Source organism: Gemmatimonadaceae bacterium, assembly GCA_036496605.1.
Classification (GTDB): Bacteria; Gemmatimonadota; Gemmatimonadetes; order Gemmatimonadales; family Gemmatimonadaceae; genus AG2.
In genome coordinates this window covers 135,198-160,008 of sequence record DASXKV010000032.1, presented here as the reverse complement: position 1 = coordinate 160,008, position 24,811 = coordinate 135,198, and the positions used below count along the sequence as shown (strand labels likewise).

21 protein-coding genes are annotated in these 24,811 nt (G+C 63.1%); 9 read left to right on the top strand and 12 right to left on the bottom strand.

Annotated features, from left to right (window positions below; all coding sequences use genetic code 11):
* Nucleotides 1-47: 47 nt before the first annotated feature.
* Complete coding sequence (locus VGH98_11430) at nt 48-659, top strand: ANTAR domain-containing protein (protein ID HEY2376576.1); 612 nt, start codon at nt 48-50, stop codon at nt 657-659.
* Between the two features lie 135 nt (nt 660-794).
* On the opposite strand, the gene VGH98_11425 is transcribed toward VGH98_11430, so the two are convergent.
* From VGH98_11425 to VGH98_11400, 6 genes are all read right to left on the bottom strand, one after another.
* Complete coding sequence (locus VGH98_11425) at nt 795-2,531, bottom strand: hypothetical protein (GenBank protein ID HEY2376575.1); 1,737 nt, start codon at nt 2,529-2,531, stop codon at nt 795-797.
* A 302-nt stretch (nt 2,532-2,833) separates the two neighbouring features.
* Entirely contained in the window at nt 2,834-4,099 is a 1,266-nt protein-coding gene (locus VGH98_11420; GenBank protein ID HEY2376574.1) for an MFS transporter, read from the bottom strand.
* Between the two features lie 72 nt (nt 4,100-4,171).
* Entirely contained in the window at nt 4,172-5,056 is an 885-nt protein-coding gene (locus VGH98_11415; protein ID HEY2376573.1) for an ABC transporter permease, read from the bottom strand.
* Nucleotides 5,056-6,177: an ABC transporter permease gene (locus VGH98_11410; protein HEY2376572.1), complete on the bottom strand. Its 1,122-nt coding sequence runs from the start codon at nt 6,175-6,177 to the stop codon at nt 5,056-5,058. Before VGH98_11410 ends, VGH98_11415 begins: the two co-directional genes overlap by 1 nt.
* Nucleotides 6,174-7,805 carry an ABC transporter ATP-binding protein gene (locus VGH98_11405; GenBank protein ID HEY2376571.1) on the bottom strand — a complete coding sequence of 544 codons (1,632 nt, stop codon included), beginning with the start codon at nt 7,803-7,805 and terminating at the stop codon, nt 6,174-6,176. Before VGH98_11405 ends, VGH98_11410 begins: the two co-directional genes overlap by 4 nt.
* On the bottom strand, nt 7,802-8,839 hold the full coding sequence (locus tag VGH98_11400; GenBank protein HEY2376570.1) for a BMP family ABC transporter substrate-binding protein: 1,038 nt from the start codon (nt 8,837-8,839) through the stop codon (nt 7,802-7,804). Before VGH98_11400 ends, VGH98_11405 begins: the two co-directional genes overlap by 4 nt.
* A 128-nt stretch (nt 8,840-8,967) precedes the next feature.
* Here VGH98_11400 and VGH98_11395 point away from each other — a divergent pair, with 128 nt between their 5' ends.
* The 3 genes from VGH98_11395 (at nt 8,968) to nadC (ending at nt 12,621) form a co-directional block, all read left to right on the top strand.
* Complete coding sequence (locus VGH98_11395; GenBank protein ID HEY2376569.1) at nt 8,968-10,476, top strand: L-aspartate oxidase; 1,509 nt, start codon at nt 8,968-8,970, stop codon at nt 10,474-10,476.
* Between the two features lie 106 nt (nt 10,477-10,582).
* Nucleotides 10,583-11,629 (top strand): quinolinate synthase NadA, encoded by a 1,047-nt coding sequence (nadA, locus tag VGH98_11390; protein ID HEY2376568.1) that lies wholly within the window; start codon nt 10,583-10,585, stop codon nt 11,627-11,629.
* 47 nt (nt 11,630-11,676) lie between these two features.
* Nucleotides 11,677-12,621, top strand: coding sequence for a carboxylating nicotinate-nucleotide diphosphorylase (gene nadC, locus VGH98_11385; GenBank protein ID HEY2376567.1), 945 nt, complete (start codon nt 11,677-11,679; stop codon nt 12,619-12,621).
* A 4-nt stretch (nt 12,622-12,625) separates the two neighbouring features.
* On the opposite strand, the gene VGH98_11380 is transcribed toward nadC, so the two are convergent.
* Nucleotides 12,626-13,081, bottom strand: a complete 456-nt coding sequence (locus tag VGH98_11380; protein HEY2376566.1) for a Clp protease N-terminal domain-containing protein — start codon at nt 13,079-13,081, stop codon at nt 12,626-12,628.
* A 360-nt stretch (nt 13,082-13,441) separates the two neighbouring features.
* On the opposite strand from VGH98_11380, the gene VGH98_11375 reads away from it, so the two are divergent.
* The 5 genes from VGH98_11375 (at nt 13,442) to VGH98_11355 (ending at nt 19,087) form a co-directional block, all read left to right on the top strand.
* The gene (locus VGH98_11375) at nt 13,442-13,990 is read left to right on the top strand and encodes a matrixin family metalloprotease (protein HEY2376565.1); all 549 of its coding nucleotides are present in this window, start codon (nt 13,442-13,444) and stop codon (nt 13,988-13,990) included.
* Nucleotides 13,991-14,030: 40 nt separating this feature from the next.
* Nucleotides 14,031-14,543 carry a gluconokinase gene (locus tag VGH98_11370; GenBank protein ID HEY2376564.1) on the top strand — a complete coding sequence of 171 codons (513 nt, stop codon included), beginning with the start codon at nt 14,031-14,033 and terminating at the stop codon, nt 14,541-14,543.
* Between the two features lie 85 nt (nt 14,544-14,628).
* A complete protein-coding gene (locus VGH98_11365) occupies nt 14,629-15,009 on the top strand; it encodes a zf-TFIIB domain-containing protein (protein ID HEY2376563.1) in 381 nt (126 codons plus the stop codon).
* A 52-nt stretch (nt 15,010-15,061) separates the two neighbouring features.
* A complete protein-coding gene (locus VGH98_11360) occupies nt 15,062-17,545 on the top strand; it encodes a serine hydrolase (protein HEY2376562.1) in 2,484 nt (827 codons plus the stop codon).
* A 60-nt stretch (nt 17,546-17,605) separates the two neighbouring features.
* Complete coding sequence (locus VGH98_11355) at nt 17,606-19,087, top strand: RNB domain-containing ribonuclease (GenBank protein HEY2376561.1); 1,482 nt, start codon at nt 17,606-17,608, stop codon at nt 19,085-19,087.
* Between the two features lie 36 nt (nt 19,088-19,123).
* Here VGH98_11355 and zwf read toward each other — a convergent pair whose 3' ends face one another.
* The 5 genes from zwf to VGH98_11330 all read right to left on the bottom strand — a co-directional run bounded on the left by zwf (nt 19,124) and on the right by VGH98_11330 (nt 24,794).
* The gene (gene zwf, locus VGH98_11350; GenBank protein HEY2376560.1) at nt 19,124-20,716 is read right to left on the bottom strand and encodes a glucose-6-phosphate dehydrogenase; all 1,593 of its coding nucleotides are present in this window, start codon (nt 20,714-20,716) and stop codon (nt 19,124-19,126) included.
* Nucleotides 20,713-21,615 (bottom strand): decarboxylating 6-phosphogluconate dehydrogenase, encoded by a 903-nt coding sequence (gene gnd / locus VGH98_11345; GenBank protein HEY2376559.1) that lies wholly within the window; start codon nt 21,613-21,615, stop codon nt 20,713-20,715. The genes zwf and gnd overlap by 4 nt, the downstream gene beginning before the upstream one ends.
* Nucleotides 21,616-21,659: 44 nt before the next feature.
* Complete coding sequence (locus VGH98_11340) at nt 21,660-22,286, bottom strand: HAD family phosphatase (protein HEY2376558.1); 627 nt, start codon at nt 22,284-22,286, stop codon at nt 21,660-21,662.
* The gene (locus tag VGH98_11335) at nt 22,283-22,912 is read right to left on the bottom strand and encodes a cyclase family protein (protein HEY2376557.1); all 630 of its coding nucleotides are present in this window, start codon (nt 22,910-22,912) and stop codon (nt 22,283-22,285) included. The genes VGH98_11340 and VGH98_11335 overlap by 4 nt, the downstream gene beginning before the upstream one ends.
* Before the next feature lie 70 nt (nt 22,913-22,982).
* Nucleotides 22,983-24,794, bottom strand: coding sequence for an acyl-CoA dehydrogenase family protein (locus tag VGH98_11330; protein HEY2376556.1), 1,812 nt, complete (start codon nt 24,792-24,794; stop codon nt 22,983-22,985).
* Nucleotides 24,795-24,811 lie beyond the last annotated feature (17 nt).

Genomic DNA, 24,811 nt, shown 5'->3' with positions numbered 1-24,811 from the left:
GTAATGAGGCTGGCGCTCGTTTCAGCGCCGATACAGATTCTCGCCAGATGAGTGAAACCGCAAAGATTCGCGTCCTGATCGCCGAGGATGACGACAACGCACGATCTCTGCTCGTGGAGCTTCTCGCCACGCTCGGCCACACCGTCGTATCGGAAGTGGCGACGGGGCGCGAAGCGTACGAGAGCGCGAGAGATGTCGTGCCGGATGTCGTGCTACTCGACGTCCACATGCCCGATGGTTCGGGCATCGAAGCCGCGGAGCGGATAACGCAGAACATTCCCGGCGTCGCCGTGGTCCTTTTCAGCGGCGATCAGTCGCTCACGCTGAGCGACCGGGATGTCACCGCGACCGCCGCGATTGCCTTTCTTCCGAAACCCGCGCCGCCGCGCGTACTCGATTCGACGATTCGACTCGCCGCCACTCGCGCGAAAGAGTTGTTGAACGCGCGCAAGGACGCCGAGGCTGCGAAGCAGGCACTGGAAAACCGCAAGACAATCGAGCGCGCGAAGGGAATTCTGATGCGCCGCACCGGTTCGTCCGAGCAGGAGGCCTACCGCATCTTGCAGCGCACCAGTCAGGATCGCTCTGTGCCGATGGTCGAGATCGCGAAGGCCGTGCTCGCGAGTGAGCCGGGCCTGCACGACACGGCCAAGGGATGAAGCGCGTAAGTAGTTGTTGGTGATTGGTTGTTGGTGAAAATGGAAAGAGCCCCGCGAGCATTGCCCGCGGGGCTCGATCATTATTAGCAACTACTAACTAGCCGCCACCAACAACCAGCCACCAAACACCAGCCACTACTTCAATCTCACCAGCGACATCACCACAGCGGTCGACGCCGTCGTCCACTTGAGCGATCCAACCTGGCCGGAGGGTACGCCGAACCTCACGTAGGCGGCGCCGCCGCCGTTCAGCGACACGGTGAGCGGCGCGTTGTCGCCCACCGTCACCGTCGAAAGCGGATACTTCTTCGTCGACAGCAGGTTGAACATCGAGCGGAAATTCCAGCTCGGCTGCTGCCACTCCGTTGCGACTCCCGGGATATCGTCGGTCACCGTAGCGATGGCCCAGTCGCGGAAGATCGAGGGAAGACCACTGCCGAAAACGGTCTGCAGATTCGTCAATCCCGTGGTCGTCGAGTTCACGAGCAGCTTCCACGTGTCGGCGTCGCCGCTGGCGCCACGATGATCGGCCGCGTATCGCAGGAACGACCAGGTTGCTCCACGCGTTGCCAGCGAATCGTTCGTTGCGTACGGCGAATTGGTGGATGGCTTCGCCAGGTACAGGCGGAAGCGGCCGAGATTCTGCGCCTGATCGAAATTGTACGCGTTGATATTGATGGTGTCGGTCTTGAACTGGAGGCTGTCGACGTCCATCCGGGGTGCCAGATGGTCGCTCTGCTTGTAGAAGAGCAGCTCCTCGGCAGTGTGGCTCAAGCCTTCGTTCAGCCAGGTCTCCTCGAAGTCGGTTGCTGCCGTGTTCACGTAGAGGCGGCGTGCCGCATTGATCAGATGCTGAAATTCGTGCGCCGTCGTCACGACGGTGAGATGAGAGACGTCGAACTTGGTGCGATCGTTCCCGTTGACCACGCCGTTCGGGTCGGGAACGAGCAGATAAAACATCTCCGCGAAGTTGCTGCTCGGACATCCTTCGATCCCCGAGACGTCCTGCTTGGGAAAGAGATCGCGCGCGTAGAAGAATCCACCCACGATTCCACCGGGACTTCCCGTCGGCGTCAGCTCGTTCACGGCTCGCGTGAAGAACAGGATTACGTGGCCGTTGCCATCGATGTCGGTGGGCGCGCCGAACGCCGTCGTGTCCATTGTGAACACGGTATCGAACTGCGTGGCGATCTGCTGATACTCCGCGTCAGTGTAGCCGCCGGCCGGATTGTTGACGTCGTCGACGACGATCGCGGTGTTGGAAATCGCTGCGATACGACCCGGCCGGAACACCGCCGTCGTGCACGCGGCGGCAAGGTCGCCGGAGTTCGTGTTGAGCATAATCGTATCACCCACCGCCGGGGGCGATGTCGCAATCGAGAACGACGGCTGCAAACGGCCGTTCGCCGTGAGGTGGCTCCGCTGCCACGCATGGGCTGCCGGGATGAGTCTCGTCAAAACACGACGCTCGCTTTGACGTAGTCCCGTCTCGAACGCTGTCGATGGCTGCAACGATGCGCTGCTCTGATTCGCGAGCAGATTGAGCGTCGCCAAGGCACCTGGCGTGCGCGACTGGAGCTGTGTCGTTACGGTGTTTACCCCGGACGTCGTGATCGAGACCGACGCGAGATTCGCGAAAGTCAGGTCGCCATTGTACGGGACGAGGGCGTACTCCGCGGTCGATGAATTCGAGGACACGTAAACGCAACCGCCGCTGATCGCGGGCTGCACCTCTCCGACGCTCAGCGTCAATGGATTGGACGCATCGCAGAGTTTTTTGGGCGGCTCCGTGCCGTTCGAGCATGCCGACATGAGCCCGAACAATCCAACAAGTACGATCGCGAACTCTCCGCGTTTGCGGGGAGCGTGCATGGCCTTACTCCTGGAGCTGGGGACCACGCCCGACGATCGAGGCGCGTGTCTCGTAAAAGGTGAGGAGCGAAGAGCTTTGGCGGTCACCCCCGTGCCGAGGCGCACAGTTCATACCCGTGTGATCGTGGAGAGATCGCCAGCCAAAGGCTCAACCAATCTACCGTGAAGTATGCGACTAATCTCCAAAGGCGGCCGTGCGTTCGCACCTCGCCCAACGTGAGCGGTCTCACAATCCGCAAATCGTCCGCGTCGGCACTCCGAATTGTCCGACGCGGATTAGACACTTCGACGGCGCTCTACACCTATGCCGCGGGCGCCGCAGTCTGAGGCGTCGCTTTGGGGCGGATGTTTCGCTCCAGCCCGATGCCAAGGTAGATGGTTCCCGCAACCAGCGCAGCAGAGGCGAGGAAGGGCAGCTCGATGAACCGATCGAAGGCGAGGCCAGCCAGAGCGGGGAAGAGTGCGTTGGCGACTCCGCCGTATGTCTGCTGGAGCCCCATGTACAGTCCGCGTTCGTTGCTTGGCGTCACGCGCGATAGCATCGCTGTCACGCACGGGAAGGTGAATGCGGTACCGAGCGGCAGCAGTGCTACCGCGAGCGCGAGCGGTAAGAATGGCAGCACCCTGACGAATGACACCGAGAGGTGAAGATTGTGCGCCAGCGATGCCGGGTCACGGAGCGGGTACATGAACGCAATCGCCGCGAGGCCGATGGCCAGCAACATCGATCCGAACCGCGACAGCCGCGCTTCGCCGTAGCGATCGACCGCCCGGCCAAGAATCGCAGCACGGGTGAGCACCGAAATCAGCGCGATGTACGTGAAGAAGTAACCGATCGTGTTCTTCGTCACGCCGAAGCGCACCGCGAGAAAGAGAGCGAGGATCGCATTCACGCCGCGAAAGGCACCGATTGCGATCGCGTAAATCCAGATCAATCGGGAGGCCGGCTCGCTGGAATGCGTCACCACGCGCGTGAGCGCCTCGAAGGACCGCGCCCGAGTGGTGGGGACGGTCTTGGCTTCCGCCATGTCGCGTGACTCCGAGAGGAAATGCCACGCAAAGGCGATATTGAGAACACACAGCGCAGCTGCGGCGAGCCCAGGTCCACTTCCTCCCAGGCTGCTGGTTACTGTGCCAAGCACCGGGCCCAACGCGACGCCGGCGTTCGTCGCCGCCGAGAGCCACCCCAAGCCCTTCGCCCGGTCCTCGGGCTTCACCGCATCGGCGACGTAGGCCTGGATGACACTGACAGTGCCGCCGCCGGCGCCCTGAACGAGACGCGATAGGAACAGGAGCCATAGAGTGTTCGCGTAGGCGAACACGACATAGGCGATCGCGGATGCTGTCAGTCCAACGAGAAGTGCCGGCCGCCGGCCATAGCGATCGGAGAAGCGGCCCCACACAGGCGCCGTTATCAGCTGGGCTACAGAAAAGGAAGAAAAGAGGAGGCCAACGATCAAGCCGTTGGCCCCAAGGTCTCTGGCGTAGAAGGGCAGGAGGGGGATGATCATCAACAGCCCCACCATGTCCACGAACGCCGTGATCATCAAAACGACGAGCTTACCCATGCAAGGAACTAAGGATGGCCTCTTCCGAATGCGCGAGACGCGTCGCGCCGAACTTACTGAACGCTGACAGGACTATTCTCCGGCCACTTTCCCCAATGCCGCCGGCGGAACTGCTCTGCCCACCACGCCCGCGAGCGCAACGATCGTCAACACATAAGGAATCATCTCGACGAACTGTGACGGCACGAGCTGCGCTCCCTGCAGTTGAATCTGAAGCGTCTCCGCGGCCGCGAATAGCAAGCACGCGATGCCGACCCGCATCGGGTCCCACCGTCCAAAAATCGTAGCGGCGAGTGCGATGAAGCCACGGCCGGCGGTCATCTGGTCGGTGAACTGGTGCTGGTCGAGCACCAGATAAACTCCCCCGAGCCCTGCAAGGATTCCCGAGAGCAACACCGCGCCGTACCGGATGCGCGTGATCGGCACGCCCACCGAGATTGCTGCCGCCGGATGCTCTCCTACGGCGCGGATACGTAGCCCGAACGGCGTTCGATACAGCAGCCACGCTACCACTGGAATCGCGAGCAGTCCGAGCCAGATCATGGGATTACTGACGAGCGCGAGAAAGCCACTGCCCGCCTGCTCTGCGCCGAATCCCGCGACGCGTGGCGAATTCGACGAGCTCCCGAAAGCAAGTCGCAGGAAGAATCGCGTGAGGCCAATCGCCAGCAGGTTGATCGCGATCCCGATCACTACCTGGTCGGCCCGGAAACGAATCGCGCTCACGCCATACAGGAGCGCGAGCGCGGCGCCGCCTCCAATGCCCGCGAGCACCCCGAGCCAGGCGCTGTGCCCGTAGTAGCTGCCCAAGGCCGCGGCGAATGCGCCACCGAGCATGTATCCCTCGAGCGTCAGTCCAATGAGTCCCACTCGCTCGGTGACCACGCCGCCGGCAGCGGCGAAGAGATACGGGATTGCAATGCGCAGCGTCTGCGCGAGAAAGAGAAGCGCCGCCATTAGTCGCGACGGCGCTGAGAGCGAAGCAGGCCGCGCACTTCGGGAACGGACACTGCGACCGCGATGATCACGACAGCCTGAAGGACCTCCACGAACTGCTTCGGCACCATTGCGTTCACGGCGAGACCGCCTTGCGAGATTGTCGCGAACAGGAGTGCGGCGAGCATGACGCCTAACGGGTGCGTCCCGCCGACGAGCGCGACGGCGATGCCGAGGAATCCTGCGCCGCCGGCAAAACCCTCCTCGTAGTAGTGCTTGTAGCCAAGCACGAAATTCAGGCCACCGATACCCGCGATCGCGCCGGAGATCGTCATTGCGCGGGTCCACACGGCGCCGGGACGCACGCCACCGTATTCCGCTGCTTCCGGCTGCAGCCCAACCGCGCGCAGCTCGAAACCGCGACGCGTATGAAACAGATACCACCACGCGCCAAGACAGGCGAGCACCGCGAGCACCAGGACGACGTTCGCCGCCGAGCCATGAAACGATGGAAGAAAATCCGCGAGCCGCGGAACCGCACCACTCCGAACTTCCTCGGTGTGCAGCGTCTCCGGCACTTTGAGATGCGCCGCCGTGAGATAGCTCAGCAACGCGAGCACGATGAAGTTCAGCATGATCGTCGTGATCACTTCATGTGCGCCAAACCGCGCTTTGAGCTCCCCCGCAACTCCGCCGACGATTCCGCCGCCTAACGCGGCTGCGGCGATGTACACCGGTAAGGTGACGATCCACGGTAAGCCTTGCGGCAACAACAACCCGATTGTCGCGGCGACGAAGCCTCCGGCCGCCAACTGGCTCTCGGCGCCGATGTTGAACAATCCTGCACGTAAAGCGAACGCGATCGAGAGACCCGTGAAGGTGAGTGTCGTTGCTTTGTACAACACCTGGCCGAAGCCATAACTGTTACCCCACGTGCCCTCGAGGAGCAGCTTGAACACCGTCGCAGGCGATTGGCCGAAGATCAGGATGAGAACATCGCCGACAATTGCCGCAACGAGAAGCGCGACGAGCGACGGGAGCAGCGCCTCTTCGATTCTCAGCTTCGACGCAGAACGTGACGGTACCGACGTCTCCGCGGTAGCGGCGGTATCGCGCGACAATTCTGGCGACGTCGTCGTCATGCAGCGCGTTCCGCACCGGTCATGTAAGGGCCGAGAACCTCTTCGCTCGCTTGCGCGCGAGGTAAGAGGGCGACGAAACGGCCGCCGTACATCACGGCGACGCGATCCGAGAGCGCGAGAATCTCGGAGAGATCCGCCGATACGAGCAGGATCGCTTTCCCCGCGGCCCGCGCCGCGCGGAGCTGCGCGTGAATGAACTCGATTGCGCCGACGTCGACGCCGCGTGTCGGCTGCGCCGCCAACAGGACGCGGAAGTCGCGACCCATTTCCCGCGCGACCACGACCTTCTGCTGATTGCCGCCCGATAACGCGCGCGCGCGAAGCGAAGGGTCGTTAGGCCTGATATCGAACGCGGTGATCTGTTTTCGCGCATTGTCGGCGATCCGCTCGCCATCGAGCGTATTGAGGTACCCGCCGCGCGCGAATCGATGTTGCTGCCCGAGAATCAGATTTTCCGCAATCGTGTAATCCAGAACAAGACCGCGCGCGTGGCGATCCTCGGGGATGTGCGAGAGTCCAACGTCGCCGCGTGCGCGCACGGTGGCCTCGGTGATGTCGAGGTGATCGAGGAGAATCGACCCCGACCGTGTCCGGCGTAGTCCGGCGATCGCCTCGATCAACTCCGTTTGTCCATTTCCCTCGACGCCAGCGATGCCAAGGATCTCGCCGGGAGCGATGCTAAAGCTCACTTCGTCTACCGCGGCTGGCCGCCGCGCATTCGAGACGACGAGCTGGCGCACCTCGAGCGCCGGCAGCGAGGTGTCGGAGCCTAAGGTGCCGTGTTCCGGGGCCGACGCCGATGGCGTTGCATCGGCCCAGGATTCGCCGGCCAGCGTGGCGTCGCGCCGCATCTCCGTCGCCAGGACGACGTCGCGTCCGACCATCTCGCGCGCGATTTCCTGTGGACTCGTGTCAGCCGTGCGCAATTTCGCGATCGTCCGGCCGTGCCGCATAACGGTGACGCTGTCCGAGATGCGAATGACCTCGTCGAGCTTGTGCGTGATGAGCACGATCGTCTCGCCGCGCTCGCGCATCTGACGGAGCACCTGCCACAACTCGGCAACCTCCGGCGGGGACAACACCGCCGTCGGCTCATCGAGAATGAGAGTGCGTGCGCCACGATACAGCGCCTTGAGGATCTCGACCCGCTGCGCCTCACCGACGGAAAGTTCGGCGACGCGTTGCTCGGCGTTCACGCGAAGTCCCGTCCGATGGCTGAGCTCCGTTACCGCGTTCGCCGCTCGGGTGCGATCCAGGACTCGGAGTACACCGTCCTTCGTCAGCTCGGCTCCGAGTATTAGGTTCTCGGCGACAGTGAGCGTCGGCACGAGCATGAAATGCTGATGAACCATGCCGACGCCGGCTGCGATGGCGGACGCAGTGTTCCAACCGGTGACGTCGCGCAGCGCGCCGCCCGCGTCGATCACTTCCATTCGACCCGCGTCTGGCGAATACATACCGCTCAACACGCGCATCAGAGTCGATTTCCCGGCTCCGTTCTCTCCGACGAGTGCGTGGATCTCGCCCCGCGCGACCTCGAGCGACGCGCCCCGGTTTGCCTGTACCGGGCCGAACGATTTCTGGATGTCGGTGAGCCGTATGGCCGGAGCAGTCAACGGCGGCGTCATCTCGTCGACGGGACGTTGATCCGACCGGCGACGATCTCCGCGCTGAGCGATTCGACTCTCGCGCGAATGCTATCGGGTATGAGCGCGCGATTCTGCGCGTCGTACACATAGCCAACGCCGTGTTCGGCAAGACCGAACTGATAGATGCCGCCCTTGAAGCGATGCTCCTTTACGAGCTTGACGACGTCGAATACTGCCTCGTCGACACCCTTCACCATCGATGTCAGTACGTATCCCGGCGCCTCGGCGTACTGATCGGCGTCGACGCCAATTGCGAGATGTCCCGTCTGACGTGCGGCTTCGAACACGCCGAGCCCTGTCGATCCCGACGCGTGATAGATGATGTCCGCGCCCTGTCCGTACTGGCTCAGCGCGAGCTCTTTTCCCTTGCCGGGATTGCGAAAGGCCTCCGGCGTTACGCCGGCGTAACCGACGAGCACCGCGCACGTCGGACAGACCTGCTTCACCCCGGCTCGGTAGCCGACTTCGAATTTCTGAATCAACGGAGAGTCCATGCCGCCAACGAAGCCCACCTTCTTCGTTTTGCTGTCCAGCGCGGCGAGTGCACCGACAAGAAAGGAGCCTTGCTCCTCGCGAAACTTGAGTGCTGCCACGTTAGGCGGCGGCAGAATGGGATTACCCGCATTATCGGTGCTGACGGCGAAGTCGATGCCCGCGAAGTTCGTGCGCGGATAGTCCTTGGCGAGTTGGGTTATGTCGTCGGTGAAGATGAAGCCGACGCCGATAACGAGATCCATGCCTTCCGCGGCGAGCAGACGAAGCCCCGACTCTCTGTCAGAACCGTCGCCGGGTTCGATAAATCGGACGCGCGCTCCGAGTTCGCGTTCGGCACGCATTCCGCCGACGTATGCGCCGTCGTTGAACGACTTGTCGCCGCGTCCGCCGACATCGAAGACGATGCCGACGTTTACGTCGGACTGGGTCCGTGCCGCGGCAGCACCCTTCCGATGCACGAGGAGCAGACCAACATGTACGAGCGCCAGCACGGCGAGCAACACCAACAATTTCCGCATGGCAGCAAAGGTCGTTGTGCGGATCGATTGTGGGAAGAGGTCGGTCAGTCTGTCATCCCTCGCTGCACTTGGGTATGACAATGGATCGCTCGGGATGACAAGGGGACCGGCCGCTCTATCTTTCGACGATGACTGACCGCCTGCGAACAGGTGTGCTCGTGATCGGAAGCGGTGTCGCCGGCTTGCATACTGCTTGGCGCGCCGCGGACCAAGCCGACGTCCTGCTTCTGACGAAGCGCTCGTTGTTCGACAGCGCGACGGCATACGCACAAGGCGGCATCGCTGCTGCATTGGGAGCCGGTGACTCGCCCGAATTGCACCGGCGGGACACGCTGGCCGCGGGCGCCGCGCTCTGCGACGCCGCAGCGGTTCAGATTCTCGTCGAGGAAGGACCAGCCCGCGTGCGCGAGCTGCAGACTGCAGGCGCAGACTTCGATCTCGACCCGACGGGCGACCTCAAGCTCGGTCGTGAGGCAGCGCACTCGAAGAATCGTATCGTCCACGCTCATGGCGATCAGACCGGCGCCGAGGTGGCGCGCACGCTGATCGACCGCGTGCACGAGAGCGAACGAGTCGGTGTCATCGAGAAGGCTCGCGTCCTCGATCTCATCGTGCGAGGTGGTGAGTGCGTCGGCGTGCGCGCGAGCATTGCCGGCCGGCCGGCGGAGATCATCGCGGACGTCACCGTTCTTGCCACTGGGGGATGCGGACAGGTGTACCGCTACACGACGAACCCCGTCGTTGCCACCGGTGATGGTTTCGCAATTGCTCATCGCGCCGGCGCACGCTTGGCGGACATGGAGTTCGTTCAATTCCATCCCACCGCGCTCGACACGTCAGAGAATCCGCTGCAATTGATCTCGGAAGCCGTGCGCGGCGAAGGAGCCATTCTCGTGAACGCGGCGGGCGAGCGATTCATGGTGAAGCGGCATCGCCTCGCGGAGCTCGCACCTCGCGACGTTGTCGCGCGCGCCATTTTTCGCGAGCAACGCCAGGGCAAGGTGCATCTCGATGCGCGAAAGCTCGGCAACGGGTTCACGAAGCGCTTTCCGGGGATCTTCGCCATCTGCATGGCACGCGGCATCGATCCGCGTCACGACCTCATCCCCGTCACGCCGGCTGCGCATTACATGATGGGCGGCGTCGTGACCGATCTCTCCGGACGCTCGACGATGAAACGCCTCTACGCCGTGGGAGAAGTGGCGCGCACCGGTGTACACGGGGCGAATCGGCTCGCGTCGAACTCGCTACTCGAAGGTCTCGTATTCGCCGAGCGCGTTGCGCGCGACCTGTCGCATGTAACGCCGCTCAAGAGCGAACCGCCGGCCGGGTCATGGAAAGTCGCACTCCTTACCGATCGAGGCGCGGCGCAGGTGAGTGCGGACGCGGTGCGAGCACTGATGTGGGAGCACGCGGCGATTGCGCGAACCGCCAAAGGGCTGCGCTTCGCACTCCACTCGCTCGCGACGATCGAGGAGCGATTGCCCGTTGGCGCGACCGAAGAGCAAAATCTCGTCGAGACGTCACGACTGATCATCGAGGCGGCGCTTCAGCGCAAGGAATCGCGCGGCGGCCACTACCGCTCCGACTTCCCCAAGCCACAGCGCTCCTGGCAGGGGCGTCACATCGAGCAGTAGTTCCGCGCTCAGCAGTAATTCGTCGCGTTGGATCGACGCGCGCTCGCGTTTTGCATCTCTGTGGTGTTTTACTTCTTACCAAACCTCGCGCATTACATTCAGCGGCATGCCTAGCTCCACCGCGCCTCAGTCCTCTTCGCTGGCCAGGGACGAGCTCATCGCGGAACTGCAAGCGGAGATCAAGGAGGTCGCACGCGAGCGAAACGCGGTCATTCTCGCGCATAACTACGAGCGGCCCGAAGTTCAGGATGTTGCCGACTTCGTTGGAGACTCGCTCGGCCTGTCTCGTGAAGCCGCGAAGACATCGGCCAAGGTGATCGTATTTTGCGGCGTGCATTTCATGGCCGAGACTGCGGCCATTCTGTCGCCCAGCAAGACTGTTCTTCTCCCCGATCTCGCGGCGGGCTGTTCCCTCGCGTCGACCATCGATGCGGAGCAGCTGCTCGCGTGGAAGGCTGAGCATCCCGGCGCCGTTGTGGTGTCGTACGTGAACACTACAGCCGAGGTCAAAGCCGAAAGCGATTATTGCTGTACTTCCGGCAACGCCGTGGAAGTCGTCAATTCAATCGCGCCGGATCGGGAGATTCTCTTTCTTCCCGACATGTTCCTCGGCGCGCACGTTCGCCGGCTGACGAAGCGGGAGAATATTCTCGTCTGGATGGGTGAGTGCCACGTGCACGCGGGTATCGATCCCGAGAACATTCGACTGCAGCGTCACCTGCACCCTAACGCGGAATTCCTCGTGCATCCCGAGTGTGGATGTTCGACAAGCGTGCTCGAGGCAATGTCCGCCGGCGACATCGATGCCGAGGGCGTGCAGATCCTCTCGACGGAAGGGATGATCAAGCGTCCTGCTCTATCCGACGCCGACGACTTCATCGTGGCGACCGAAGTCGGCATCCTGCACCGCCTGCGCCGAGAGAATCCAAGCAAGCGCTTCTACGCCGCGAACGAACGAGCGTTGTGCGCGTACATGAAGGTGACGACGCTTCCGAAAGTCCTAACGGCGCTGGAGCGTTTACAGCACCAAATCACCGTGCCTACCGAGATCGCCGATCGCGCACGTCGCGCTATCGAGCGAATGGTCGCTATCGGCGGCACCGCGAAACAGCCGCTCTCGCCAGTACCAGACGGCGTCGACCCGGGCGAGTGAGATCACCTCACTTACTCGACCATCGCCTTCCGCTACGAAGAGGACTTATGGAGAATCCCACGCCGATGAAGGAGTCGCAGCCACCGCGTCGTTCCGTTCCTCGTACCGTCACGCCGCTCAGCGTACCAGCGATCGATGCAGTGGGGACATTACGATTTCCGCTGAAGCAGCAAGCACTCGATGCACTCGTTCGCGGCGCTCTCGACGAAGATGGCGCCTTCGACGACCTCACCACGATAGCGACGGTCGTCTCCGAACGTCGCGCGCGAGGCACGCTCGTCGCGCGCGAGAACGGTGTGGTGTGCGGCGTCGCGCTCGCGCTGGACGCCTTTCGCCTCCTCGATCCGAAAGTCGCGATCCGGATCGACGTCGAAGACGGAGTCCGCGTCGCGAAGGGCGCCTCCGTGCTCTTCGTTAACGGGAACGCGCGGGCACTCCTCTCCGCGGAGCGTGTCGCGTTGAATTTCCTGCAACGACTTTCCGGCATCGCGTCGCTCACCGCGGAGTTCGTCGCTGCAGTTGCCGGCACTGAGGCGAAGATCCTCGACACGCGGAAGACGACTCCGGGATGGCGACAGCTCGAGAAGTACGCCGTTCGCGCTGGCGGAGGCCACAATCACCGCATGAATTTGTCGTCGGCCGTGCTGATCAAGGACAACCATCTTGCGGCACTCGACGGCGACATCGCGACCGCAGTCCATCGCGCGCGCGAGCTCGCGCCCGAGGTGAAGGTCGAAGTGGAATGCGACGACATGGAGCAAGTCGAGCGCGCGCTCGCGGCGGCCGCCGACGTCATCATGCTCGACAACATGTCGCTCGATGAGATGCGGTCGGCGGTGCGACACGTACGCAAGCGTGCGATTCTCGAGGCGTCCGGTGGCGTGAACCTCGGCACCGTGCGTGGAATCGCCGAGACAGGCGTTGACTGGATTTCGGTTGGCGCGCTGACGCACTCCGCACCAGCGATGGACTTGGCTTTGGATTTCGACTAGCTCGTCAGCTCAGCTTCGCCAACTCCGCCCGCGTCTTCTCGACGGTAATGCCGAAATCGAGTAGCACCTGGGCGGCAATTCCGCGCTCTTCCCGGACGAGTCCGAGCAGCAAGTGCTGCGTGTCGACGGTTCCTGCCTTCGAGACGCGCGCTTCGGCCATCGCGAGCTCGAGTACCGCTTTGGCGCGCGACGTGTACGAGAGTTGGTCATCCGACGTCGCCACGCGGCCGCGGAGCACGGTCTGCTCGAGGACCACTTTCATTTTCGATCGATCGACGCCGAGCACGTCGAGTACCACACCGGCGAGGGACGGCGGCGCGCCACCGTCACGGCTGGTGTCACTGAGGAGGGCGATGAGCAGATGCTCGGTGCCGACATGCTCGTGTTGCAGTCGCGCGGCCTCCTCACGCGCCTCAGTCAGCACGCTGCGTAATCGATCAGAGAACTCGAGTGCGTCCACGCGCCGATGGCATCCTTGGAAAGGGAATGAGAGATCGCTGAATCAGGCACAGGCTATGACGGGCGACAACGGCCCACAAGTCTGCAGCGTCGGGCGCGGGGCTTACCCCTCTATTGCCGTCCATTCGGTATCTCTTCAGGGAATTCGAGACGACCAAGGCTGAAACTGCGGTGACCGCGAGTGTGCCACGGCGTCGGCTAAGTGGCGACCTGATCTATTCGGTCGCACACTTTAGCCAGGAGCTCCTTGCGCCGTTCCGGATCTCTTCGCGCTCTCAGCATCTACGTTGCAATAGCGGTCATAAGTGGTTGTCTCACCGAAGCTTGTGCCAAGCCGTCGCCGTCGATCGTTGCAGCCCCCATGCAGCAAGGATCCGTGGTTCTGGTCACTCATGGCGAGACGTCCGCCGAGCCGAACGAGACGGTCGTTGCTGCCGGCGGACGCGCGTACGTGTGGTCGCGCTCTGGCACTCTGCGGCTTTGGGTTCAGCCCTGGACCGACAAGCCAGGTGAGTCAATCGACCACGGAAAACTCGTTGACGAGGCGGTACACGCCTGGATGCGCTCGGACGTGGTCCGCGTCGTGAGGGTGAGTTGGTCGCTGGATGCGGACATCCGGCTCTACTGGAGTGACCGGCTCCCGCCGAGCAATCCCGGCGTCACGATGCTCTACAGTAGTAAGACGGGTAAGCTCACGCGAGCCGACGTCTTTGTGTCAGTGCAACCAGCGCCCTGGCAGATCGGTTCTCCTAATCGCGTGCTGTACGCGACGATCGCGCATGAGCTCGGGCACGCGCTCGGGCTTCCTCACGATCCGTCGGCGAGCGCCTTGATGCATCCGGCGCCGCTGGTGACGTCCGTAACCGATGAAGACCTCGCACGTCTGCGCGCCCTTGTCCGCGGCCCATAGACCCTGAGCAGCAGCGGCACGATGCGATAGCTTGGGGCGCATGGCTGCCGCGCCACGGATCATCGTGCTCATGGGACCTGCGGGCGCGGGAAAGACAACGGTTGGGGAGGTCCTCGCCGAGTCGTTAGGCTGGCGCTTCCTCGAGGCCGACGAGTTTCACTCGCCGGAAAACATCGAGCGGATGAAACGCGGCATAGGGCTGACGGATGCGGATCGCGCGCCGTGGCTCCGCGCGATACATGATGCGCTTCGCGATCTTCATGCACGGCAGGTGAACGTCGTCCTCGCCTGCTCAGCGTTGAAAGAACAGTATCGGCGCGCGCTCGTGCCGTCTGAAGCGACGGACGACGTACGATTCATATACCTCCGAGCGCCGGAGTCGATGCTGCGGGAAAGGCTTGCGCAGCGAAGCGGTCATTACGCCGGGCCGTCGCTCCTCGCGAGTCAACTCGCGACCCTCGAGGAGCCGCATGAGGCGTTGTGGCTCGATGCGTCGTGCGAGCCGGCGGAGATTGTCCGGCGCATTCGCCACGACCTCTCGCTCTCGAGGTGACGCAGCGCACCGACGCGCCGATCACGTTGCCCGTCTCACGGCGACAATCGTCTTCATTCTGTCTCTCTTTGCGTGAGGGCACTCCATGCAGATCCAGTGTCCGAAGTGCAGCGCCCCGATGAAGACGATGCAGGTCGAGCAGACGCAGATCGATCGATGCACATCGTGCGAGGGGCTCTGGTTCGACGCGCTCGAGGATGCCGATGTGCACGCAAAGGAGAGCATCGATCTGCTCGATCCGCCGGGCGCCGCGGCGCGCCCGGGCCTCAACGAGCAGCGGCGTGTCGATTGCCCGCGCTGTCACCAGCCCATGATCCGTATGCTCGATCGGCAAACGCGCGAGGTATGGTACGAGTCGTGTCCGATCTGCTATGGCAAGTTCTTCGACGCGGGTGAGTTTCGCGCGATTCAGCCGCGCACGCTGATGGACATGCTTCGCAGCTGGGTGGGCGGCCAGTCGCACTAAACGGCTCACAGGCGGTCCGCAACGCTGGACATTGGCGCGCACGCTGGCGAAGATGACGCGTCCCCCCTCGGTGCTCATCATGCTTCTCCCGCCGTCGCTCGCCAGGCCGATGATCCGACCCTTCAGCTGCGCCTTCGCCGCGCTTTCGCTCGCTCTCGCTTCGCTTCTCCCGTTAGGCGCCTCTGCGCAGGATGTCGAGACCCCGCAGCGCGAATACGCGGCGGTGGCCAACCAGCTCGAGCGGCTCATCGATCGTGAGATGCGCGTCCAAGGCTTGCCAATCGTCGCCATTGCCTTGGTCGACGATCAACAGGTGGTTTGGGCGAAGGGCTTCGGCGTCGTCGACTCTGCATCGCATCGAGCTGCGGGACCCCAGACAGTGTTTCGCGTCGGCTCGGTCTCGAAGCTGTTTACCGATGTCGCGATCATGCAGCTCGTCGAGCAAGGAAAGATCGATCTCGATGCGCCGGTCTCGAGATACCTGTCCGACTTTCATCCGCACAATCCATTCGGCAAGCCGATCACGCTCCGCCAGTTGATGTCTCACCGCTCGGGTCTCGTTCGCGAGCCTCCGGTCGGGAGCTACTTCGATAGCACATCGCCGCCGCTATCGGCCACGATTGCGAGCCTGAATCGCACGACGCTGATCTACCCGCCGGAGACGCATACCAAGTACTCGAACGCCGCCATCGCCACGGTAGGGTACGTTCTGGAGCGCGTGAGCGGAGCGCCGTTCGCGCGGGCTTTATCGAAAGCGGTGCTCGAACCGTTAGGCATGACGACAAGCGGTTTCGAGCCATCGGCTGCGTTGACCCGCGAGCTCGCACCCGCGACGATGTGGACGCTCGACGGACGGACCTTCGCCGCGCCCACCTTTCAGCTCGGCATCGCGCCCGCGGGAAGCATGTACACTACCGTAACCGACCTCGCGCGCTTCGTCAGCGCGCTCTTCGCCGGCGGCCGCGGTGTGAATGGACAGTTGCTCAAGCCCGAGACCATTGCGCAGATGTGGACTCCACAGTTTGCGCGTGCCGGTGAGCAATCGGGCTATGGCATCGGCTTTCGCGTCGGCTCGCTCGATGGCCATCGGAGCGTTGGCCATGACGGCGCAATCTACGGATTCGCGACGACGCTTCAGGCCCTGCCCGACGACAAGCTCGGTGTCGTCGTCGTGGCGACGCGCGACGGCGCGAATGCGGCCGTCGATCAGATTGGTGAAGCTGCGTTGCGCGGGATGCTCGCCGTGAGGGCGAGAGCAGGTCGTAGCAGCAGCATCGTCGCCGAGGGTGCACCCGCGACCGCGATGGACACGACCGGCCCGATTGCGCCGACCCGAGCGCGTCTGCTCGTCGGTCGTTATGTGCCACGGTCGGGCACCGGGCGCGAGATCGAGCTCACGCATCGCGGCACCGGGCTCGCCGTGCTCGGCCCCGCCGGCGGCGGCGTGCCGGAGCTGCGGGCGCGCGGCGATACGCTGCTCGTCGACGACCGCGTCTTCGGGAGGGGAGCGACTTACTTGCCTAACGCTGATTCGGCGACGGCGATTCGAACGGGAAATGCATTTGCCGATACGCTCGTTCGTATCGACCATGGTATGCCGAAGGACGCTCGCTCTGGTTGGCGCGGACTCATCGGTGAGTATGGCCCTGATTACGACATTCTCTACGTTTACGAACGCGATGGGCGGCTCTGGGCGCTCATCGAGTGGTTTTTCCCGTACCCGCTGACCGAGGTCGCGCGCGATACCTTTGCCTTCCCAGCGGATGGCCTCTATGACGGCGAGCGCATCGTCTTCACACGCGACAGGAGCGGTCGCGCGACCGGGGCGATTGCGGCTGGCGTGCACTTCCGGCGTCGCAACATCGAGCCGAAAGCGGGAACGAACCAGCTGCGCATCACCCCGCTCCGCCCGGTGCCGGAGTTGCGAAAGGAGGCGCTGGCGGCGACGCTCCCCGCCGAGAGCGGTGAGTTTCGACCGACCGATCTCGTCGAACTGGTCAAGCTCGATCCGACGATCAAGCTCGAGATCCGGTACGCGACGACGAACAACTTTCTCGGCACCCAGATCTACGACGAGGCGCGCGCATTCATGCAGCGTCCCGCGGCAGCGGCGCTCGTTCGGGCGCACCACGTTCTCAAGTCGTTAGGCTACGGTTTGCTCATCCACGATGCGTATCGTCCGTGGTACGTGACGAAGGTCTTCTGGGATGCCACGCCGGCCGCAAAGAAGTGGCTCGTCGCCAACCCCGCCGAGGGCTCGAAGCACAATCGCGGGTCGGCCGTCGATCTTACCTTGTATGATCTCAAAACGGGCAAGCCGGTCGAGATGGTGAGCACGTACGACGAGAGCACCGAGCGTGCGTACGCCGAGTATCCGGGCGGGACGTCGCTCCAACGGTGGTACCGCGAACTGCTCCGCCAGGCGATGGAGGCGCAAGGCTTCACCGTGAATCCCCAGGAGTGGTGGCACTTCGATCACGAGGACTGGCGCAAATATCGCATTGGCAATGTGCCGTTCTCGCAAATCAAGAATTGAGCACTCTCGAATGCGTCCGGCAGTTCATTGACCGAGTGGCAGGATGGACAACGATAATTTGTGAAGACTCAGAATCACGCTGTCTCCATCGATTTCGCGCAGGTCGCTCAGCGGGTGCTGCGCGAAAATGGCTTCGATCCCGAATTTGACTCCGGCGTCGACGAACAGGTCGCGGCGACGACGCAACCGGCGAAAGCGGATGGCGGCTTGCGCGATCTCCGTGACCGGCTCTGGTCCTCCATCGACAACACCGAATCGCGTGATCTCGACCAGATCGAAGTAGCGGAAGCCTCGGGCAATGGCGCGATTCGAATCCTTGTTGCCATCGCCGACGTCGACGCCCTCGTGGCGAAGCACACGCCGGCCGATCAGCACGCCGAGGAGAACTCGACTTCCGTGTACACGGGCGTGCGGGTGTACCCGATGTTGCCGGAACAGTTCTCGACCAATCTCACCTCGCTCAACGAGAACGCCGATCGCGTCGCCGTCGTGATCGAGAACACCGTCGAGCAAAATGGAGACGTGTCGAAATTCGACGTGTACCGAGCTGTCGTGCGCAACAAGGCGCAGCTCGCCTACGACGACACCGGGCGGTGGCTCGAGAATACGAGCGGCGGCACGGTACAGCCGCCGGAAAAGGTCGCAAAGACCTCGGGTCTCGCCGCGCAGCTCCGACTGCAGTGGGACGCGGCGCAGCGGCTGAAAAAGGAGCGCGAACGGAATGGCGCGCTCGACCTCGAGACGATCGAGGCAACGCCGGTCGCGAAAGACGGGCGCGTCGTCGACCTCACGCTGACGCACAAGAGTGCGGCGCGCGATCTCATCGAGGACTTCATGATCGCGTCGAACGTCGCGATCGCGAAATGGCTCGAGGCGCGCGGCCGTTCCGGCATTCGCCGCATCGTACGTGAGCCGGAGCGATGGGGACGCATCGTCGAGCTGGCGTCGCAGTACGGCGAGACGCTGCCACGAGAGCCGGACTCACTCTCGCTCGCCCAATTCCTCGCCAAGCGGCACGCGGCCGATCCGCTGCGCTTTCCCGATCTCTCGCTCGCGATCGTGAAGCTCATGGGCCCGGGTGCGTACGCGCTCGATCGACCGGGGAAGGATCCTGGCGGGCATTTCGGCCTCGCCGCGCACGATTACTCGCACGCGACGGCACCCAATCGTCGTTATGCAGATCTGATCACGCAGCGTTTGGTGAAGGCGGCGCTTGCCAACACGGCGGCGCCATACAGCGACGACGATCTCGGTCAGCTCGCGCAGCACTGCACCGAGCGCGAGGACGCCGCTCGCAAGGTCGAGCGCACCATGCGCAAGGTTGGCGCGGCGATCATGCTCGCCGATCACATCGGGGAGAAGTACGACGCGATCGTGACCGGACGATCGTCGTCGGGTACGTACGTCCGGCTGCTGCATCCGCCGGCCGAGGGACGCGTCGTTAGGGGCGAGAAGGGAATGGATGTCGGGGATCGCGTCACGGTGCGGTTGATTGGCACCGATGCCGAGAAGGGATGGATCGACTTCGAGGGTGTCAAGTAGAAGTCGCTTCCTCGACAGACCCATGCGTTGGGAGTTCTAGGTTTCGCGCCAGCGGACTCCATCCTTCGCAATCAGCTCCTCCGCCTCTCGCGGCCCCCAGGTGCCCGCGGCGTATGTCGGCATCTGATCCGGCGGATTCTCCTCCCAATGCCGAATCAGCGGGTCGATGACACGCCACGCCGCCTCGACTTCATCGCTCCGCGTGAAGAGTGTTGCTTCGCCGATCATCACATCGAGCAGCAGCGTTTCGTAGGCAGGCGCCGACGTCTCGCCGAAGACTTCATCATACGTGAAATCCATGTCGACGGGTGCGACTTCGACCTCGGACGTCAGCGCGACCGCGGCGCCCGGCACCTTGACCTCGAAGTTGAGGTTCACGCCCTCGTCAGGCTGAACGCGCATAACGAGCGTGTTCGGTCGAAGCACTTCGCGCGTCTGATGCCCGAACATGAGATGCGGCGGCGACCGGAAGGTGACGGCGATTTCCGAGACGCGCTTTTTCATCCGCTTGCCGGATCGCAGGTAGAACGGCACGCCATTCCAGCGCCAGTTGTCGACGTGCAGACGCACCGCCGCGTACGTCGGCGTCGTCGACGACGGATCGACATCTTTCTCCTCGATGTAGCCGCAGACCAGCTTTCCGCCGATCGGGCCGGCGCGGTACTGCGCCCGCACCGCGTTGCGCGGGATCGCCTTCGGATCGAGCCAGCGCACCGACTTGAGCACCTTCACCTTCTCGTCGCGCACCGCACCCGCGCTCATCGTGTACGGCGGCTCCATCGCCGTGAGCGCGAGCAGCTGCAGCAGGTGGTTCTGGAACATGTCGCGAACGACGCCTGCTTCCTCGTAATAGCGACCGCGCGATCCGACACCGACGTCCTCGGACGCGGTGATCTGCACGTGATGGATCCACTGCCGATTCCAGAGCGGCTCGAAGATCGAATTCGCGAAGCGCAAAACGAGGACGTTCTGAACGGTTTCCTTGCCCAGGTAGTGATCGATGCGGAAGACCTGGTGCTCGCCGAACAGGCTCAGGACGAGCTCGTTGAGATTCGTCGCCGTCTGGAGATCACGACCGAAGGGCTTTTCGACGACCAGGCGCACCCATGGCTGTTCGGAGGCATCCTTCGTCCGCGGAGCCAGCCCGCTCGCCGACAGATTGCGCACAATCGGCTCGAAGATGCTCGGCGGCACGGCGAGGTAGAATAGACGGTTGCGATCCTCGGCCGCACGCGTCGCCTCGATCTCGGTGAGCCGCGCGCCGACTTTCTCGTACTCCTTGGGGTCGGTGAGCTCGACACAGGTATAATGCAGACGCTCGCAGAGCGAGTTCCACAAACTCTGATCGAACCCGTGCACTTCGTCCGACTGTTGAATTGCCTCGCGCATGCGCGCGCGAAACATGTCGTCGTTGTCGCACGACTCGCGTCCGACGCCGAGGACCGCGAAGTCCGCGTCGACGAGTCCTTCCTTCATCAGCTCGTAGAGCGCCGGCATGAGCTTGCGCTTCGTGAGATCGCCCATCGCGCCGAAGATCACCATGGTGCAGGGATCGGCGCGGTCACGCTTCGGTCCGATACCGCTGATCTGGACGCTCGGTCGAGCCGTGATGACAGCGCTCGCGCTCATGACTTCGTCACCGCGTGGCCACCGAACTCATTGCGCAACGCCGCGATCACCTTGCCCGCGAACGTATCCGGCTGGCGAGAGCGGAAGCGCATGATGAGCGACAGCGTGATGACGGGCGCCGGCGTGTCGGTGTCGATCGCCTCCTGCACCGTCCATCGCCCTTCACCCGAGTCGGCGACGAATCCCTTGAGAGCGGAGAGCGACGGATCGCGGCTGAAGGCTGCCGCGGCGAGCTCGTTCAGCCACGATCGCACCACGCTGCCATGCTGCCACACCTCGGCAATCTGATGCAGGTCGAGTTCCGGGAAGTCTTTGGAGTTGTTGAGGATCTCATAACCCTCGGCGTAGCCCTGCAGCAGCGCGTACTCGATCCCGTTATGCACCATCTTGACGTAGTGGCCGGCGCCCGTCGGCCCGACGTGCGCGTATCCATTCTCCGGCGCGAGCGCGAGGAAGATCGGCTCGCACTGTTTCACCGCTCGCTCCGTGCCGCCGACCATCAGACAATAGCCGTTCTCGAGTCCCCAGATCCCGCCACTGGTGCCGCTGTCGACGAACTCGATGCCGCGCTTCGCGAGTGATGCCGCGCGTCGCATCGTGTCGTGGAAATTCGAGTTGCCGCCGTCGATGATGATATCGCCCTTCGTTAGGCTCGGCACGAGCGTCTCGATCGTATCGTCGACCGGTGCGCCCGCCGGGACCATGATCCAGACGACGCGCGGCGTCTTCAGCTTGGAGACGAGATCGGCCAGATCCCTTGCTGCCGTCGCGCCCATCGTCTGGTACTTGCCGACGACGTCCATACTCCGATCCCAGACCACCGTCTGATGTCCCTTTCGCATCAGGCGCTCGACCATGTTCCCGCCCATTCGGCCGAGGCCGATCATTGCCATTTGCATTGCATAACCTCTTGTTGTGTTTCCGCTTCACAAGCGAGCACGTACTAAAGCTTGAATCCTAGTTCGGCAAGCGCCCCCGCGAGCTGCGGCGCGCTCTCGAAGTGTATCGTCTTCATACCCAGCGCTCGTGCCGGCGCGAGGTTCTGCTCGCGATCATCGACGAACACACTGCGCTGCGGATCTGCCTGTGTCATGCCAAGCACGCGCTCGTAGATCTGCCGCGTTGGCTTTCGCACGCCGAGCCAGCACGAACTGAAAAACACATCGAAGAGATCGCAGAGCCCGAAGTGGCGAATTCGATGCTGGTTCAGCTCCCGCGACTCGTTATTGAGCGTCGCGAGGCGCACGCGCGTCGGCCGCCCGCGGATATTCTGGCGCAACCGGCGCACCACGTCGAGGCTCTCCGGCCACGGCGTACTCAGGCCGAGCATGAACTTCTTGAAGTCGTCTCGGGAGAAATCGCGGTGGCGCGAGAACACAGTCACGTCGAGATACTCGTCAAGCGAAATCTGACCCGACTCGAACGCGCCCACCGTCTCCTCGTGCCGGTACTGAAAGTCCTCGGCATCGAGACCGAAGCGTTCCACGGCTTCGCCACGCTGCTCGCGATCCCAGCCGTTCGATCCGAGCACGCCGCCGATGTCGAAGAGCAGCTGGTTGATCCCGCTCATCCAAACAAGACCGCGCGCGACGGAGCTCCGTCGATTCCAGCGAGCAACACGGGAAGACAGTACAGCTCATAGGTGCCCGGACCGGGCTCGGAGAGATCGAGTCCCTCGACGATCACGATGTTACGCGAGAGCAGCGTCTTGTGCGTGCGATGATGCCCCGAATGAAACTGCTCGATCGAGAGATAATCGATCCCGACGAGCCGCACACCGAGTGACGCGAGGAATTCCGCACCGTCCGGCGCGAGATAGGTGTAGTCGCCATGGAAATTACGCTCGCGAATGAAGTGCGAGTTTCGCGTTTTCAAAAGTACGCGCTCATGACCGCCAATCGGCTGCGTGCGCAGATACGCTTCCGTCACTGCCATGACGTCGTCGTCGAACGCGAGGACGATCGCCGGTCCGATGAGCACGTCGAGCGGAATGGCGTCGACGCCCGCGCCGCCTTGAATCATGTGCTTTGGCGCGTCGACGTGCGTTCCGGTGTGTGAGCCGATCGACACGAGCGACACGTTCGAGCTGCCACCCTTCGCCATGTCCTGCTGCGCCTCGATGTGAATCTCGGGGTTTCCCGGATACACGACGCCGCCATTCATGACGGGTACGGAGATGTCGAAAAAGCGTGGCATTGCTGGGCGTTCTCGAGGTCGCGTGCTCAAAAGCTAGTCGATCCGGCCGCGAGGCGAAGCAGCGACAATCTCAAACGAGTCGAGGTCTCGTCTCCGTTTCGGTGTCGGGTGTGCTGACGCCGGCCTCGAGAATCGCGTCCGTCACGAAATAGCCAGTGGCGTCACGCACCGCGCGTGCAACGGCGCGTCGTAGCTCGTCCTGAGGCGACTGCACGGCCTGCCGGTTTGCCCGAAAGCGACGTCCGGACTCAACCACGAAGAGATCGCACAACTCGATCTCCCGCTCGCACAGGGCGATGCCTCGCTCCTCGATCATGCGTTGCGTCCGTGCGAGCACGCATCCGGTGGCGAAGAGCTCGATTGCCATGCCGGCGAGGCGCTCCAATTCCTGTTGGCGCTCGACGATCTCGGCGCGATAGTGCTGAACGACGCGCTCGGTGATCGTGTGCAGCTCGGCGACGTGCTTCTCGAAGTACCGCTTGTGCGTCGCGAGCCGCTCGTGCAGCGCAACATCGAGCGTCGGCGTTGCGCCGAGCGCGCTCCGGATTCGTGATGCGGCAAAACCACTGATGAGACCGAGATTCCGCACAGGCTTGCGGAGCGCCGACCCGATCTCCTTCAATCGCTCTGCCGGGCCCTGAATGCCATTCAGCGCGATGAACAATCGTAGAATTTCGTTCGTGCCTTCGAATATGCGATTGATGCGGGAGTCGCGGAGCCAGCGCTCGTACGGATAGGGCTTCACGAATCCACGACCGCCTGCGATCTGCACGAGATCGTCGGCCGAGCGCCAGATCATGTCGCTCGTGAAGACTTTGCAGCAGGCAGCCTCCAGCGACCAGTCGTCTGCTTCCGATCCAGGTTTCGCGGATGCGAGCTGAGTAAGGATGCCGAGCATCGCGTCCGCCGCGTAGATGTCGGACGCGATGCGTGCGAGTTTGCGTTGCGTGATCTCGAAATCGGCGATCGGCCGACCGAATTGCACGCGATTCTCGGCAAAGCTCGCCATCTCGATCGCAACCTGCTTCGTGCCTGCGGTGCAGCCGGCAGCAAGCGAAAGCCGTCCGCCATTCAGCACGTGAACGGCGACGCCAAAGCCTTTCCCCACGACGCCAAGCACGTGATCGGTTGGGACGCGCAGATCGCCGTAGACGAGCTCCGCCTGCGTGGAGCCGCGTATTCCCATTTTGCGAATGATGCGCTCGACATGAAATCCGGGCATGTCGGGGCGAATGATGAATGCGGTCGGACGCGAGACGACCTTCCCACCGCGCTCGACTTCGGTTTGCGCGAAGGTGACGATCACGCCTGCCCGATGACCATTGCCGATCCAGAGCTTGCGGCCATTCAACGTCCAATGCGATCCATCGTCGGTCAGTCGAGCCGCTGTTTTGATATGCTGCGCATCGGACCCCGTATCCGGCTCTGTGAGCGCGTACGCAGCCAACGTCTCACCCCGCGCGAGCATTGGGAGGTATCGCGCCTTTTGTTCTGGGTTTCCAAAAAGTACAATTGCCTTGGACCCGAGCCCGCAGTGCACGCCGACGAGGACTGCGAGTGAGGCATCGGTGCGAGACAGCTCACCGAAGACGCGAGCGTACCCTGTGCTCGACAGTCCGAGACCCCCGTACTCCTTGGAAATCGTCAGTCCAAGGAAGCCCGTGCGCGCGAGCGCCCGCACGACATCCTCACCAATGGTCTCCTCTTCATCGAAGCGTGCGGAGTCGATGAGTCCAGAGCGCTGCATCCCGCGCAAATCGTCGATGAGGCGACGAACGACGCGCGCTTCTCCAGGGTCGCGTCGCTCGAGCGGTGGCGGATAGGGAAAAAGCAACTCGTCGTGCAGAGCGCCGGCAAATATTCCGCGAACGAACGAAGGCATTGTGCCGGTGGAGGGTA